Below are 14,738 nucleotides of genomic sequence, written 5' to 3'. Positions count from 1 at the left end.
TTGTAATAAGAAAAACCACCCATTCATCATAAATGGGTGGCATTGTTATTCGGCTCCCACCGTTAAATCCGCCAATTGTCCATTTGTCACTTTCAGCAATTCTTCTGGGAGGAGTTTGATCTGCATACCGATTTTCCCAGCTGACACAATGATTTCATCCAATTCCTTGGCTTTATCGGATATAAAGGTGGGAAATGGTTTTTTCATTCCGACCGGCGAACAGCCTCCTCGGATATAACCGGTCAGCGCAAGAATATCTTTTACCGGAACCATGTCAATTTTCTTTTCGCCAGCGGCTTTTGCCGCTTTTTTCAAATCCAGTTCCGCTGAAACCGGAATGACAAAAACATAATGCTGTTTTGAATGGCCAGCCGCCACCAGCGTTTTATGGACAGTTTTATCCGAATAGCCGATTTTCGCTGCAACAGAAACCCCGTCAACGAGCCCGTCTCCCGGTTCATATTGCAGGATATCGTAGGCGATTTTTTCTTTGTCTAAAATCCGTGCAGCATTGGTCTTTGCAATTTTCTTTGCCATGGCGCCACCAGACCTTTCAGCGTTCTTTTATCAGCATACTGCCATTGGCGGCAGCCCTCAATCGTTTTGTCCAAGCAATTTTTTCAGTGCGTCTGCCATTGCCGTATTTACCGGCGGCTCGTCTTGCTGCTTCAGGAATTTGTTGACGTCTTTCTTTGTCGCTTTCGACTGTGAGGATTTTTTCCGCTTTTCAAAAGCCGATAGTTTTTCACGGTATCCGCATTTGCAGACAAATATCTTGCCCTCGCCTTCCCCCTGCATCTCCAATTTTTTATGGCAATTCGGGCAGCGGGCATTTGTCTGCATAGCCACTTGTTTTTTATAGCCGCATTCGCGGTCTTGGCAAACATTCATTTTGCCGCGCTTGCCGTTCACTTCAAGCAGCGGCTTGCCGCAGTCCGGGCACATTTTGCCGGTGACATTATCATGCTTGAATTTCTGGTCGCTTTTCTTGATGTCCGACACCGATTTTTGGGCGAACAGGATCATCTCTTTCATAAACTGCTCTTTTTTCAGCTGGCCTTTGGCGATCTTCGTCAATTGCTGCTCCCAATTCGCAGTCAGCTTCGGTGATTTCAAGTCTTCCGGGACAAGGTCCAGCAGCTGCCGCCCTTTTGAAGTTGTCATGACGTCATTGCCTTTTTTCTCGATCAGGAATGTGTTGAATAGTTTGTCGATGATATCAGCGCGAGTAGCAACAGTGCCGAGTCCGCCAGTTTCGCCCAATGTCTGGATCAATTCCTTTGATTCGCCAGCCATGAACTGCGCCGGGTTTTCCATTGCACCAAGAAGTGTTCCTTCATTGAAGAATGCCGGCGGCTTTGTTTTGCCGTCTGTCAAAACGACTGCTTTGATGTTGAGCTTCTGCCCTTTTTCAAATGCCGGCAGCAACGTTTCGTTGTCGTCGTCTTCATCATTGTAGATTCGTTTCCAGCCTTCATTGCGGATGGTATTGCCTTTTGTCTGGAACGTTTCACCGCCGACAGTCAGCTTCACTGTTGTCTGGTCATATTCATGAACCGGATAGAACACCGCCAGGAACCGTTTGACGATCATATCGTAAAGTTTACGTTCTTTGTCGCCCAAGTCGTGGAGCGGCGGTGTTTCCTCAGTCGGGATGATGGCATGGTGGTCGGATACTTTCGCATCGTCGATAACGCCTTTTTGAGCAGCTACCGTCCCTTTCAGAATGGTGTTCGCCAGCGCGCGGTAAGGTCCCATTTCCACTGCTTTGATGCGGTCTTTCAATGTATCCTTCATATCGGACGTCAAATGCTTCGAATCTGTCCGCGGATATGTGACGATTTTATAGCGCTCATACAAACCCTGCAGCGTATTGAGCGTTTCTTTCGCAGACCAGCCATAGCGCTTGTACGCTTCTTTCTGAAGTTCCGTCAAGTCGAACAAAGGCGGTGCCGGCTGCCGTTTTGGCGTGATTTTAATATCCGTTACCGTACCTTCATGCGCACTGTCCAATTGTTTGAAAAGCTTGTCGACCTTTTCCTTGTCGAACGATTGTGCCGAATTGCCGTCCGTCCAAGTGAATGCAGCTTTTTCCGTAACTGCCTGCAAACCGTAATACGGCTTTGGCTGGAAGTTGCGGATCTGCTTTTCGCGTTCAGCTATCATCGCAAGAGTCGGCGTCTGCACGCGTCCTGTGGAGAGCTGCGCGTTATGTTTCACCGTCAGTGCGCGAGTCGCATTGATGCCGACGACCCAATCCGCTTCAGAGCGCGCGACTGCTGCAGCATAAAGGTTGTCATAGGCTTTTCCATCTTTCAAATTGTTGAAACCGTCTTTGATCGCTTTATCGGTAACAGACGAAATCCATAGACGCTTGATCGGTTTGCGCGTTTTCGTTTTCTCCAAGATCCAGCGCGCCACAAGCTCGCCTTCTCGGCCAGCATCGGTTGCGATGATCACTTCATTGACATCGCCGCGGCTTAACTGAAATTTGACCGCATTGTATTGCTTCATTGATTGCTTGATCGGCACAAGCTTGAATGGATCCGGAATGATCGGCAAGTTTTCCATTTTCCATTCTTTATACTCAGCATCGTATTGCTCCGGCTGTGCTTGTGTCACCAAATGGCCGAGCGCCCATGTTACAATATATTGTTTTCCTTCCAGATAACCGTTTCCCTTTTGTGAACATCCCAAGACGCGCGCAATATCGCGTGCCACAGATGGTTTTTCTGCCAGTACTAAAGATTTCATTTCGTTTCACCCTCATTTCTACAGGAATTATTATAGCATCTTCTGTTTTCCAGAGGAAAAGATGCGCCGGAATCCTATTTGAGAATCCACGGAGCCTATTCCCAGCAAAAAGAAAAAACCTCCGCTAAGAGGTTTTTTCTTTTTGTCTCAATGGTTGTCCAGTGTGACTTTCGATAAATGCTGGCTCATTTCGGCGTATTGCACAAAAACCCGAGCCAGTTCGCGAAGGCGGTTGTGGACATCATCATTGATGATTGTATTGGCTGCATCGAAATGGCTGGAATGCGTGTAGACATAATTTGGCGTCACTAGGCAGCGGAAATAGTCGAGTATCGGCTTCAATTGGTTTTCAATGACCAAATGATGCTGATAAGTGCCTCCGTTTGCGACGATTGATACCGGCTTATAGCGCATTGTATGCGGATGCAGCATATCGAATGTGTTTTTCAAGACCCCTGGAATAGAGCCCTGGAAAATCGGCGATGCGATGATGTAGCCATCCGCATCTTCAAAGCGGCGCACGATTTCACGCATATCGTCGTTGTATTCGGCGAGCGGCCGTCCATCGACAAATTGATGCTCGAAATCAGCAAGGCGGAGCATCTTCAATTCCATTTCCGGATTGAAATCCTGGATATATGTTTGGACCTGCTCTAAAATGGCACCGGTTTTGCTGCCGATAATTGTTCCATCCACTAACAAAATTTTCATCATTAAATCCTCCCTGAATGCGCATATGCAGAGCGGCAACAGCCGCTTTGGATATTCCTTTGGTTTCCCCGTTTGCGGTAATCCACACTAAACGGATAACCGGTTGAGTTTATCATAGCAAAGAAGGATTCAGAACACGTATAGAAAAACCTCACGAATTGAAGATTTCATTCTTTAGACTGAGACAACACCTTTTGCCGGTTTGTTTCAATTTTTTCCTGCAGACGCCCTTGCTGATAGGCAGGCGGGGAGAAACTGACAATAACATCCCCGGTCTTCGGCTCCACTTCCTGGCTGCCGGTGAAAAATTCGATGCGCCCTTGTGCACGTTTCACAAACAGCGGAATGGTGCCTTCTATCTTGTTTTTCCGGAAATTATTGTACGTGTACTGAGCCGTCAAAGGCGTTTTGCGAATGCTATAGCCTTCTTCCAATTTTTTATCAAGCTTATGGATATTCCATTCATCGCCAAACAAATTCCGGCCGCTGAGCGACGAATGGAAAACAGTCGGATCCCCGACCTGCAGCGCCGTTTGGTAAAGGTTGTCCCGGCCAAGTTCCGGCACGAAATTGCTGACAACAAGTGAATTGTAAGAATCGGTTTCGGTTGCGACGACCATCGTCTCATAAGGCGTCAAATCCACTTCGTACTCGGTATGCTCCGACAATATCTCTCCGGCATGAACCGGAATCCCGGAAAGCCGCGCTTCCTGCAGCCGCCCCCAAGCCGAATCGATGATCAAGACATTTTTGCTTAGATCTTGTAATGTTTTCGCAAGCATTGTAGCAAATTTGCTGGCGCCCACAATGATGATTCCGGGTTCGGCAGAAGATGCCAAGCCCAGCTTCCTGCCCAGCCAGCCGATTGTGAAGCCATGGGCCACTACGGTCGCCAATACCAGAGCGAATGTCAACGCCGTCAACAGTTCCGCGTCCTCAAAGCCTGCATCCAATAAAGTTTTGGCGAAATAACCCGAAACTGTGAGCGCCACTATTCCGCGTGGGGCAATCCAGCCGACAAGTGTTTTTTCTTGCACTGTCATGTCTGTGCCGATCGTCGAGAGCCAGATGGAGAGCGGCCGGACCAGAAACAGCATGGCCAGCACGAAGGCGACGATCCGCCAATTGAAGATGCTGATCAAAATATCCAATGGAATCGATGCAGTAAGCATGACAAAGATGCTCGAGATGAGAAGAACCGAAATATTTTCTTTGAAATGGCGCATGTCATTGATCGAAGAGATGTGCATATTGGCCATCGTCATCCCCATTGCCGTCACAGCGAGCAATCCTGTTTCATGCATTACCATGTCCGACAGCGTAAAAGTCAGCAGGACCACTGCAAAGACCATCGGCGACTTTAGAAATTCAGGAACTTGCCCCTTTTCAAACATCGCCCCCATGGCACGGCCGGCTACTACCCCTAACAGCACAGCGAACAATGACGCCAAAAAGAACAGGCCGAACGCGGCTGCTGTCTCGTCGCCTTTCGCGAACAGGACAAACTGGAATGCGAATAGTGCAAGCAGCGCGCCGAACGGATCGACGATAATGCCTTCCCACTTTAATATGGCAGCGGGCCGCGACGCCAATTTGGATTGCCGCAGCATCGGCAGAATCACAGTCGGTCCGGTGACGATAAACAATCCGCCAATCACAAACGCAACAGCCCACGACAATCCAGCCATATAATGGGCTGCGAGCGATCCGGCAATCCAAGCAATGAACGCTCCGACCGTGACAATCCGCCAGACTGGCTTATTGAATCCCCTAATTTCTTTAAAATCCAAATTCAAACTGCCTTCAAACAAAATAATAGCTACTGCCAAGGAGATAATCGGACTGAACATTTCCCCGAAACTTTCAGCTGGATGGATAATGTTCAGCAACGGTCCGGCAAGAAGCCCCGCAATAGACATAAGAACAATCGCCGGCAACTGCAAACGCCATGCAAGCCATTGAGATAATATCCCTAAAAAGATGATCAACATTAAATCGAATAACAACGTATCGATAGTATCTTGCCTCCTTAATCTGTGCCTTTTTCGAGGCATGCTTTCTTATTTTGAACATTATACGGGTTTTATCGATACAAGGGAAAGAACTTGCAAGGCGTGAGGGATTTAAAATTGAATTTTTTATGCTATAATGATAGAAAAATAAGGGTGATTTTGTGAGCAGGCAGGAAATTGAATTTGAAATTGCTGAACTGAAATCCGATTATGTCCGCCAGCAAGGCGATATTGAAAAGTTGGAAACGACTGGACACGCCGGCATGGTGGAAAAAGCCGAAGAACGTTTGGAAAAAATGGAACAACGATTAGCAGAATTGAACCGAAAACTCGCGGAACTGTAACCGCGATTTTTTTTTGCTGTTAGACAGGAAATTCGCCAGACAGGCGCTTGCACTTTACTTTTGATCCAGTTTCAGCGCCTAGCCCCTCGAGGTCGCGGTCTGTCTTGGCTGCCATGGCAAATAGCGCCATGACTGCCAAGCCCTCCAGCGCTTGTCGGGACTGACACAGGCGCTTGCACTTTACTTTTAAAATATGGAGGAATACTATAAATGAGTTTATTGACAGTAGAAAATTTAAGCCATACATTTGGCGACCGTACGCTTTTCAACAATGTGTCGTTCCGTTTGGTCGAAGGCGAACATGTAGGGCTTGTCGGCGCGAATGGCGTCGGGAAATCCACATTGATGAATATTTTGACCGGAAACTTGATCCACGATGACGGCCGGGTGGAATGGCAGCCAAAGACCCATTACGGATACCTGGACCAGCACACACAGCTGACTCCGGGACGGACGATCCGGGAAACATTGCAAGACGCGTTTTTGCCTTTATATAAGAAAGAAGAAGAATTGAACAATATTGCGATGCAGATGGGCGAAGCTAGCCCGGAACGCCTTGAAGAGTTGTTGGAAGAAATGGCTGAAGCGCAAGATGCGCTTGATGCCGGCGATTTCTATACGCTTGATGTGAAAATCGAAGAAATTTCACGCGGTCTAGGTCTTGATGCAATCGGCTTGGAACGCAATGTTGAAGCCCTTTCCGGCGGACAGCGCACAAAATTGCTTCTTGCCAAACTGCTTCTTGAAAAACCGAAAGTGCTATTGCTCGATGAGCCGACCAACTATTTGGACGAAGAGCATATTCAATGGCTCGTCAACTACTTGAAAAACTACCCGCATGCTTTCCTTTTGATCTCGCACGATACGGAATTCATGAGCAGTGTTACCGGTGTTATTTTCCACTTGGAGTTTTCACGCTTGAGCCGCTATACAGCGACTTACGAGAAATTTATCGAACTTGCCGAACTGGCGAAGCAGCAGCATTTGGATGCTTATGAAAAACAAGCGGATATGATCAAAAAGACAGAAACGTTCATCGCAAAAAACAAAGCCCGCGCCTCTACAACCGGCCGTGCGAAATCGCGCCAGAAATTGCTTGACCGCATGGACCGGATCGAAAAACCTGAAGTTGCAGCGAAGCCGCAATTCTCGTTCAAAGAAACCCGCAGTCCTAGCCGCTATGTTGTCGAAGCGGAAGAATTGGTCATCGGTTATGACAAGCCGCTTATGCCGCCTTTGTCGTTCATGATTGAACGCGGCGAGAAAATCGCGCTTGTCGGTATGAACGGTGTCGGTAAATCGACGCTTCTTAAAACGATGCTTGGCAAAATCAAACCGTTGGACGGCAAAGTGATCCGCGGGGAATACTTGACGCCAAGTTACTTTGAACAAGAAGTGAAAGCCCCGGCCCACACACCGCTTGACGAAATTTGGGCCGCTTATCCGAGCATGGAACAGGGCCAAGTACGCGGCGCATTAGCACGCACTGGCCTGAAAAGTGAACACATTTCGCGTTCAATGGCACAACTGAGCGGCGGCGAACAAGCGAAAGTCCGCTTGTGCAAATTGATTCTTGAAGAAAGCAACTGGCTCCTTTTCGATGAGCCGACCAACCACTTGGATGTCGACGCGAAAGCAGAATTGAAACGCGCAATGCAAGCTTACAAAGGCACTATTGTCCTGGTCAGCCACGAACCGGAATTCTATGAAGGCCTAGTCACAAAAGTCTGGAACGTCGAAGAATGGATCAATGCGGGCAAACAGCCGCAAGAACAAAAATAAGATTCACAAAAGCCCCAGCTGAATTTATAGCTGGGGCTTTTTTTATCAATAGGTCGTCAATTTGAAGATTTTCTGGAAGCCGTATATGCTGCGTTGAAAAAAGGAAAAGGAATTCTGGTATTCTCCTGTATCCAATGTATACAGCGCGTCTTCGTTTTCCCATAACCGGGTGAAATACCTGTCCATTTCTTTTACCAGCTCACTGTCATTCGGGGCAATGATCCGTATATTGCTTTCCAAGTTGTAATTATTGAGCGCGCGTTCCGTGTAATTCGCTGCTCCTGCTGAAATGATTGTTTCTTCAGCCGTTTGAATCATAATCGTTTTTGTATGAAATTGCCCAACAAACGCGTTATACCAGCGCACTTTCAAATGGCCATTCGATTCTCTCAGCATTTCGTTGGCAGCCGGCCGATTGGGAAGACCGGTTTTTTTATTGCCGAAGGAATTTTCATTCGGATCGAGAATCATCTGGACATCGACGCCTCGACCAGCCGCATCAGTCAATGCTTCCACCACATCTGTTTCGGAAATAAAAAACATCGCAAGCCAAATCGTATCCCCCTTTTCCGTGCCGGCGATATCTCCAAGCAAAGCATCGAGAATTTTCTTTTCCGTAACAAATTGCGCTTGATATGGGCCTTCTTGTTCTTTTGCCTTCGTTCTTGGCAAGTCAGGGCCGCCTGACAATCTGGAAACCGCTTCTTCCGATTCCAGCATATCGTTGATGACAGGCCCGCTCACTTTGAACGCCATGTTCCCATGAAAACCACTGGCGTCATGCGGATTGGCTGAACTGATGATCGCCTCTTTTTCTGTAATAACCACCTTGCGATGGTTGGCCTTGATATTCATCAATTTCGCGTAGGATGCCAATTTCATCTCTGGAGCTTCGCTTGACATGCCATTGGCTATCCAGCCCTTTTCTCCAAAATCGAACCATTGGAAGAGAATCCGGTACAAACCGGAATAGATAGGCACCGAGTCGCGAAGCACCGTCAAATCGGTGTAGACCACTTCTATTCCAGCATCTTTCAAACTGTCGATCAATTCACTTTCATAAGAGCCATATCCTCCATTGACGGGATCAGTTATAAAAGTAATTGGAAAATCAGGATTTTCTTCTTTCTTTGCCAGCAAATGATCGGTCAAGGTTCCAGCTATTTTCGGAAAATCGATTTTCTGGTCATTGTAATTGTCAAACAAGAAAAAATCCAAAACTATAAAGTCATCAGCCCGGTCTATTGCCTGATTGATCTCATCAAATATCTGCAATTCATGCGTTGCTCCGGTTCCTTCTTTATCCGGCGCGTAAGACAAATCATAAAGCATGTCTATCGTCTCCACATTATGCATTTCACCTGCGTAAGAAATCCCTTCCGGCAAAGGTTTATATGTATGCCATAACATTACACCTATATAAGTTAATACAAAAACAGCAGCTAAACTAACCTGCACCTGTTTTTTTCTGCCCCATCCCTGCCATTTCTGTCCCTTCATACTCTTCCACCTCCCCCTTATTATAGCAATAAGTGCTGGAAAGATTTTTAATATTTTAATGCAAAAAGAACCAGCCGCAACCGGCTGGTTCTTTCTAGTGATCATACCCTCGGGGTCATATGCCACTCTGAATGTATAATCTGACGGGTAATCCGATTAAACTGTAACGTATTCGCGTGTCCGCGCATCTTCAATCAACATGTCCTTCAACCGCTGTTTTCCACGGAACAAACGGGATTTCACCGTGCCAATCGATACTTTCATCGCTTCCGCAATTTCAATCAATGATAGCTGATGAACATAGAAATAAAGGATTGTCGTCCGGTAAATGCCGTCCAATTCAGCAATCTTAGTGCGGATCATTGTGGATACGTCTTGTTGCTCCAATAATTCGGCAGCACCTGCTTCATCCGAAGCGATCAAATCCAGAAGCGACACATCCAAACCTTCCGGCTGGTGCATTACGTGCTTGCTGCGGCGTACGTTTTTGCGGTAACGGTCGCGGAATGTATTCATGCAGATTGTAGTCAGCCATGCTTTCGCGTGTTCCACTTTATCTATAGAAGACTCATAGCGCACAACTTTCAGCCAAACTTCCTGCATCAAATCTTCCGCCTCGGCTTTGTTCCGTGTCAGTTTCAAACATAAATGATAAATATAGCGATTGTATTCCGAATATAACTGTTCCATCTTCCATGCCCCCGTCCGGTTTTCTTATTACCCTTATTGTGCCGGAAGCAAAGCTTTCACTCTATCGCATCGACTTTCATTTTTCTTACAAAAATGTAATATAGAAAAGCGGAAGCGCCTGTGTAGATTTGACGGGCATAAGCTAGACCGGCGAAGCGGCGCCTTTATGCCGCACAGCAGGGCTGGCTTATGACCCTAGAATCTAGGAGCTGGAGTCTGGACAATATAGAAAAGCACAGGCGGCTGTTCAGCCCCGACAAGCGCTGGAGGGCTTGCCGAACATGGCGCTTTTTGCCATGAGCGGTGAGACCGAAGCGACCTCGAGGGCTGCTGGCCGCCGAAACTGGACAATAAGAAAAGCGGAAACGCCTAAAAAGAAAAAACTCCCTGCCCTGAGGCAAAGAGTTTATGCATACACTTCTTCATTTGTTTTTGTAATCGTCAAACGGACAATCCGGTTTCGGTCCATTTCGTTGATTTCGACATGGAGATTTTCGTAATCGAATTGTTCGCCTTCGTCCGGCACATGGCCCAACTGCTGCATGACAAAGCCCGCAATCGTATCATGGTCATTCGGCACATTAATATGGAACATCGCATTGACGTCATCGATTTCCAAGCGGCCATGGCATGACAATCTGGTTTCCGTCATTTCAAAAACCAGCTCTTCCTCTTCAATATCCGTTTCATCTTCGATTTCCTGGCCGATCATTTCTTCGATGATGTCTTCATGCGTGACAATGCCAAGTGTTCCGCCGTACTCATCCAAAATGACCGCCATGTGTTTTTTCTTGGACAACATCAATTTGAAGACTTTCTCTACGCTCACCGACTGGACAACGAACAACGGATTATCATCCATCAATTCCTCCAGAGTCAAGTTCGGGTTCATCGACCATTCAATCAACTTTTTCGAGTAAAAAAGTCCGACTACATTATCCATGCTTTCCTCATAAACAGGATAGCGCGTATACGAAGATTCCAAGATCAAATCCCGAACCTCTTCATACGTGGAATTGATTGCGATGCCTACAATATCCGTCCGGTGAGCCGACATGACGTCTGACACGTCCTTGTTCGGGAAGTCCAAGACCCCTTTGATCCGCTCCGACTCTTCTTCTTCAAACGTTCCTTCTGTTGACGCAATATCCACCATTGTCCGCAATTCCTCTTTTGAAATTGTCGCCTCTTTTACGGCGCCTTTGGAAATGATGCGGATAAAAATATTGGTAAACTGCGATAAAACCCAAGTGATCGGCTTGAACAGAACAACCAGAAACGAAATGACCGGAAATACCAGGTAAGCAACGCGGTCAGAGAATGTTGCCGCAATCGTTTTTGGCAGCACTTCACCAAAAATGATGAGAACAACAGTCAATACCGCTGTCGCTATCCCTACTTCCCATCCTCTCGTCAATGCGATTGTTGTTACTAAAGTCGGAAGCATGATATTGGCGATATTGTTTCCGATCAATAGTGAAGTGATCATCCGGTCCGGCTTCGCGATCAGCTTTTGCAGCCGCTGTGCTTTCACCTCGCCCTGCTCTGCGCGAAGCTGGACCTTCATCCTGTTAACTGCCGTCAAAGCCGTTTCGCTTCCTGAAAAGAAAAACGACATAAATAAAAAAAACCCTAATGCGATAAACAAATCAGTTCCCCCATTTATATTGAACACAAAATTTTACGAACTCTTTCCGTATTATGCATTATAGCATATGGATTTTCAGCATGTCGAAAACCAGAACTTGGTATGTTATAATTTTTTTCATAATTACAAATCCTAAAAAGCGAGGTACGGTAAATGAATGCACAAGCAGTAGACACTTATTTTATAGAACACCGGGAAGAGCATCTGGAAGAACTGAAAGCGTTTTTGCGCATCCCTTCTGTAAGCTCTCTGTCAGAACATAAAGAAGATGTCCGCCATGCCGCGGAGTGGCTAAAAGAATCAATGGAAAAAGCTGGTCTGGAAAATGTAAAGGTTGATGAGACCGCTGGCCATCCGGTAGTTTATGCTGACTGGCTCCACGCAGAAGGCAAGCCGACGGTTTTGGTTTATGGCCATTATGATGTCCAACCTGTCGACCCGCTTCATCTATGGGAAACGGCCCCATTCGATCCGCAAGTACGCGGCAACAAGCTGTACGCCCGCGGCGCAAGCGATGACAAAGGCCAAACATTCATGCACGTCAAAGCGGTGGAGGCTTTGCTTCAGTTGAATGGAGAGCTTCCGGTGAATATGAAATTCATCATCGAGGGCGAAGAAGAAATCGGCAGCCCCAACCTTCCAGTGTATGTGCAAGAAAATCAGGAGTTGCTAAAAGCTGACTTGATCGTTATTTCCGATACTGGAATGCAAGGTCCGGGACGCCCGGCAGTCTGCTACGGACTTCGCGGTTTGGCCGGCATCCAGATCGACCTGAAAGGCCCTAAAGGCGATTTGCACTCCGGCCTTTACGGCGGCGCCGTACAAAACCCGCTGCACGCCATCTCTGAAATTTTGGCTTCTTTCCATGACAAAGACGGAGTCATTACGGTCGATGGCTTTTACGACAACTTAGTGCCTGTTTCCGATGAAGAACGCGCTGAGTTTGCTGCTCTTCCGTTCGATTTGGAAGAAGAGAAAAAAGCGCTTGGCATTACGGAAGACTTCGGCGAAAAGGGCTTTACGTTCCTTGAACGGACCTGGATCCGCCCGACGCTTGAAATCAATGGCATTACCGGCGGCTTTTCAGGCGAAGGCATCAAAACCGTCCTGCCATCAGAAGCCAGCGCAAAAATCACATGCCGTCTGGTGCCCGGCCAAGATCCGGACGATATTGTCTCAAAATTGAAAGCACATGTAGAAAGCCACAAACCGGCTGGCGTGACTGTTTCAATTTCCGAATTCGACAAAGGAAAACCGTTCCTTACTCCATACGACCATCCGGCAATACAAGCGGCAGGCCGTTCGTATGAAAAAGTGTATAAGGTTCCGACCGCCTTCACACGTATGGGCGGATCGGTGCCAATCGTAGCGGCATTTGATGAAATCCTTGGACTGCCAGTTGTTTTGATGGGCTTTGGCCTTTCATCCGAAAACTTCCATGCACCAAATGAACATTTCCATCTTGAAAACTTTGATCAAGGGCTTCGCGTCATCAGCGATTACTTGTTTGAAGCTTCTAATCTATAAAGCATCAGACAGCCATTCCAAATTGCGGAATGGCTGTTTTGCTTTCGCTTGGTTGCCGATTGAACGGATTTCTTCGGTCGTGAGATGCCGATTGGTCCGCCATGCCCCAGTTCTTTTCCCTATGCCCCTTCCTTTCTCTTTCCCTAACTGTTTTAATAATTGTAACAACCAAATTAGGGGGCACTTGATGATTTTATACTGGATTGCATCCTATCTTATCGGAAATTTATTGACGGCTTGGTGGGTCGGAAAGTGGAAAGGCATCGATCTGCGGACCGAGTTGAGCGGCAATCTTGGGGCGCGGAATGCTGGAGCCGTCATCGGAAAATCCGCTTTTTTCCTCACATTTTTAGGTGATGCCGGAAAATCGGCATTCGTTGTCTGGCTTGGCAGGTATTTTCAATTCGATTTGTGGATAATTGCCGCAGCGGGGCTTTTGGTGATTGGCGGCCATTTGTTTCCTTTTTGGCTAAAGGGGCGCGGCGGAAAAGGCATTGCTTCGTTTATCGGAGTGACAGTGTTTTTGACTCCCAAGCTTTTTCTGGTCATGTTCATCGTTTTCGCTCTTTGTTTGCCATTTGTCAGAAGTGCAACATTGACCATGCTTTTTAGCTATGGCGCTTTCATTGTCGCAGCGGTTCTTTGGCAGCAATTGGGCTGGACATGGCCGCTCATAATTGCCATTCTCTTCATATTGATCAAGCACCAAAAAGACTTGAAGGAATCGTTCGAAAACCGTTTTTCTAAAGCCTGATATTATTCAATGAATGCCATTTCGTTTATAACATACACGCTCATTTGGGCGGAAATAGGATTATGCTACCGGGACAATATTATTAATGGTATAGTTTTATTATTCAAATTATAAAAGATGGGATGTTTAAAATGAAAAAACCATTCGCCTGGATTTTAGACAGTACAGCCTACGTCACTGAAGAGTTTAAGGCTCATCCGGATGTTTATGTAGTTCCGTTGAATTTGCATTTCGGTTTGGAAGAATTTGTAGACGGAGTGGATTTATCAAATGAACAGCTGTATCAACGCATCAAAGCCGCTCCGGAATTCCCTAAAACGTCACAGCCTTCTGCCGGCAGATTCGCAGAACTTTACGAGAAGCTAAAGGAAGAATACGAATGCGGCATCGCTATCCATGCTTCCGCTAAATTGAGCGGCACGATCGCTTCTTCTGTTTCAGGAGCTCAAATGAGCAATTTCAAATTATACGCTGTTGATTCAATGGCTCTGTCCTATGGCTTGTCGGGCTTGCTTGAAAGAGGATTTGAATTGGCCAAACAAGGGTTGGAGGCAGAAGCGATTGCGCTTAAGCTCGAAGCGGAAACCAAAAATTTCCGCAATTATATATTGATCGGCAACTTGACTCAACTATATAAAGGCGGCCGGATGAGCGGTGCTCAATATTACATCGGCAGTTTGCTCCAGGTGAAGCCAATCGTCCAACTGACTCCGGAAGGGGAATTGGCCCCAATCGACAAAGTCCGCTCACATAAAAAAGCGGTTCAATATTTGTTGAACCATGCCAAGAAAGATCACGAAGAGCATGGCGTAAATACTTTCCAGGTAATCCACGCCAATATTCCAGCGGAAGCCGAAAGCTTGAAGCAGGAAGTGCTGAAAATTGCTCCCGAAGCGGATATATTGATCGGTGACATCAGTTCTTCTCTTGCAGTCCATGCCGGTGAAGGAACACTTGCCTTAATGTGGAGAAAACCACCCCAATAACAAAACGCCGCAACTTCAAATCGCTTATAG

13 protein-coding genes are annotated in these 14,738 nt (G+C 46.8%); 5 read left to right on the top strand and 8 right to left on the bottom strand.

Annotation, left to right across the window (positions count from 1 at the left end):
* Nucleotides 1-45: 45 nt before the first annotated feature.
* The 4 genes from ybaK to FQV30_RS03430 form a co-directional block, all read right to left on the bottom strand.
* On the bottom strand, nucleotides 46-537 hold the full coding sequence (ybaK, locus tag FQV30_RS03445; protein WP_146498735.1) for a Cys-tRNA(Pro) deacylase: 492 nt from the start codon (nucleotides 535-537) through the stop codon (nucleotides 46-48).
* Between the two features lie 57 nt (nucleotides 538-594).
* Nucleotides 595-2,754 (bottom strand): DNA topoisomerase III, encoded by a 2,160-nt coding sequence (locus tag FQV30_RS03440; protein WP_146498734.1) that lies wholly within the window; start codon nucleotides 2,752-2,754, stop codon nucleotides 595-597.
* 147 nt (nucleotides 2,755-2,901) lie between these two features.
* A complete protein-coding gene (locus FQV30_RS03435) occupies nucleotides 2,902-3,465 on the bottom strand; it encodes an NADPH-dependent FMN reductase (protein WP_146498733.1) in 564 nt (187 codons plus the stop codon).
* A gap of 167 nt (nucleotides 3,466-3,632) precedes the next feature.
* A complete protein-coding gene (locus tag FQV30_RS03430) occupies nucleotides 3,633-5,456 on the bottom strand; it encodes a cation:proton antiporter (protein ID WP_146499557.1) in 1,824 nt (607 codons plus the stop codon).
* A gap of 182 nt (nucleotides 5,457-5,638) precedes the next feature.
* Between FQV30_RS03430 and FQV30_RS03425 the strand changes: the two genes are divergently transcribed.
* Both FQV30_RS03425 and FQV30_RS03420 read left to right on the top strand, forming a co-directional pair.
* The gene (locus FQV30_RS03425; protein WP_146496278.1) at nucleotides 5,639-5,821 is read left to right on the top strand and encodes an SE1832 family protein; all 183 of its coding nucleotides are present in this window, start codon (nucleotides 5,639-5,641) and stop codon (nucleotides 5,819-5,821) included.
* 210 nt (nucleotides 5,822-6,031) lie between these two features.
* The gene (locus FQV30_RS03420; RefSeq protein WP_146498732.1) at nucleotides 6,032-7,603 is read left to right on the top strand and encodes an ABC-F family ATP-binding cassette domain-containing protein; all 1,572 of its coding nucleotides are present in this window, start codon (nucleotides 6,032-6,034) and stop codon (nucleotides 7,601-7,603) included.
* A 45-nt stretch (nucleotides 7,604-7,648) separates the two neighbouring features.
* Here FQV30_RS03420 and FQV30_RS03415 read toward each other — a convergent pair whose 3' ends face one another.
* The 3 genes from FQV30_RS03415 to FQV30_RS03405 all read right to left on the bottom strand — a co-directional run bounded on the left by FQV30_RS03415 (nucleotide 7,649) and on the right by FQV30_RS03405 (nucleotide 11,441).
* On the bottom strand, nucleotides 7,649-9,103 hold the full coding sequence (locus FQV30_RS03415; protein ID WP_146498731.1) for a phospholipase D family protein: 1,455 nt from the start codon (nucleotides 9,101-9,103) through the stop codon (nucleotides 7,649-7,651).
* Nucleotides 9,104-9,259: 156 nt separating this feature from the next.
* Nucleotides 9,260-9,793 (bottom strand): RNA polymerase sigma factor, encoded by a 534-nt coding sequence (locus FQV30_RS03410; protein WP_146498730.1) that lies wholly within the window; start codon nucleotides 9,791-9,793, stop codon nucleotides 9,260-9,262.
* 406 nt (nucleotides 9,794-10,199) lie between these two features.
* A complete protein-coding gene (locus FQV30_RS03405; protein WP_146499556.1) occupies nucleotides 10,200-11,441 on the bottom strand; it encodes a hemolysin family protein in 1,242 nt (413 codons plus the stop codon).
* 153 nt (nucleotides 11,442-11,594) lie between these two features.
* Here FQV30_RS03405 and FQV30_RS03400 point away from each other — a divergent pair, with 153 nt between their 5' ends.
* Nucleotides 11,595-12,968 (top strand): dipeptidase, encoded by a 1,374-nt coding sequence (locus tag FQV30_RS03400; RefSeq protein WP_146498729.1) that lies wholly within the window; start codon nucleotides 11,595-11,597, stop codon nucleotides 12,966-12,968.
* Here the strand turns inward: FQV30_RS03400 and FQV30_RS17855 are convergent.
* Entirely contained in the window at nucleotides 12,963-13,136 is a 174-nt protein-coding gene (locus FQV30_RS17855; protein WP_186725507.1) for a hypothetical protein, read from the bottom strand. The two genes, FQV30_RS03400 and FQV30_RS17855, sit on opposite strands and share 6 nt — an antisense overlap.
* 19 nt (nucleotides 13,137-13,155) lie before the next feature.
* Between FQV30_RS17855 and FQV30_RS03395 the strand changes: the two genes are divergently transcribed.
* Together FQV30_RS03395 and FQV30_RS03390 are read left to right on the top strand one after the other, a co-directional pair.
* Nucleotides 13,156-13,722 carry a glycerol-3-phosphate acyltransferase gene (locus tag FQV30_RS03395; protein ID WP_146498728.1) on the top strand — a complete coding sequence of 189 codons (567 nt, stop codon included), beginning with the start codon at nucleotides 13,156-13,158 and terminating at the stop codon, nucleotides 13,720-13,722.
* 131 nt (nucleotides 13,723-13,853) lie between these two features.
* Nucleotides 13,854-14,708 (top strand): DegV family protein, encoded by an 855-nt coding sequence (locus tag FQV30_RS03390; protein WP_146498727.1) that lies wholly within the window; start codon nucleotides 13,854-13,856, stop codon nucleotides 14,706-14,708.
* The last annotated feature ends 30 nt before the right edge of the window (nucleotides 14,709-14,738 follow it).

It is taken from the genome of Planomicrobium sp. CPCC 101110, from assembly GCF_007859395.1.
In the GTDB taxonomy this organism is placed as follows: Bacteria; Bacillota; Bacilli; order Bacillales_A; family Planococcaceae; genus Planococcus.
Note: the sequence above shows the minus strand (reverse complement) of the source record. Positions and strands in the feature narration are given on the sequence as shown.

Bases quoted from the DNA above. Each gene is read 5' to 3' on its own strand.
- FQV30_RS03435 (WP_146498733.1), bottom strand. From the start codon at position 3,465: ATGAAAATTTTGTTAGTGGATGGAACAATTATCGGCAGCAAAACCGGT.
- FQV30_RS03410 (WP_146498730.1), bottom strand. From the start codon at position 9,793: ATGGAACAGTTATATTCGGAATACAATCGCTATATTTATCATTTATGT.
- FQV30_RS03440 (WP_146498734.1), bottom strand. From the start codon at position 2,754: ATGAAATCTTTAGTACTGGCAGAAAAACCATCTGTGGCACGCGATATT.
- ybaK (WP_146498735.1), bottom strand. From the start codon at position 537: ATGGCAAAGAAAATTGCAAAGACCAATGCTGCACGGATTTTAGACAAA.
- FQV30_RS03420 (WP_146498732.1), top strand. From the start codon at position 6,032: ATGAGTTTATTGACAGTAGAAAATTTAAGCCATACATTTGGCGACCGT.
- FQV30_RS03395 (WP_146498728.1), top strand. From the start codon at position 13,156: ATGATTTTATACTGGATTGCATCCTATCTTATCGGAAATTTATTGACG.
- FQV30_RS03430 (WP_146499557.1), bottom strand. From the start codon at position 5,456: ATGTTGATCATCTTTTTAGGGATATTATCTCAATGGCTTGCATGGCGT.
- FQV30_RS03390 (WP_146498727.1), top strand. From the start codon at position 13,854: ATGAAAAAACCATTCGCCTGGATTTTAGACAGTACAGCCTACGTCACT.
- FQV30_RS03400 (WP_146498729.1), top strand. From the start codon at position 11,595: ATGAATGCACAAGCAGTAGACACTTATTTTATAGAACACCGGGAAGAG.
- FQV30_RS03415 (WP_146498731.1), bottom strand. From the start codon at position 9,103: ATGAAGGGACAGAAATGGCAGGGATGGGGCAGAAAAAAACAGGTGCAG.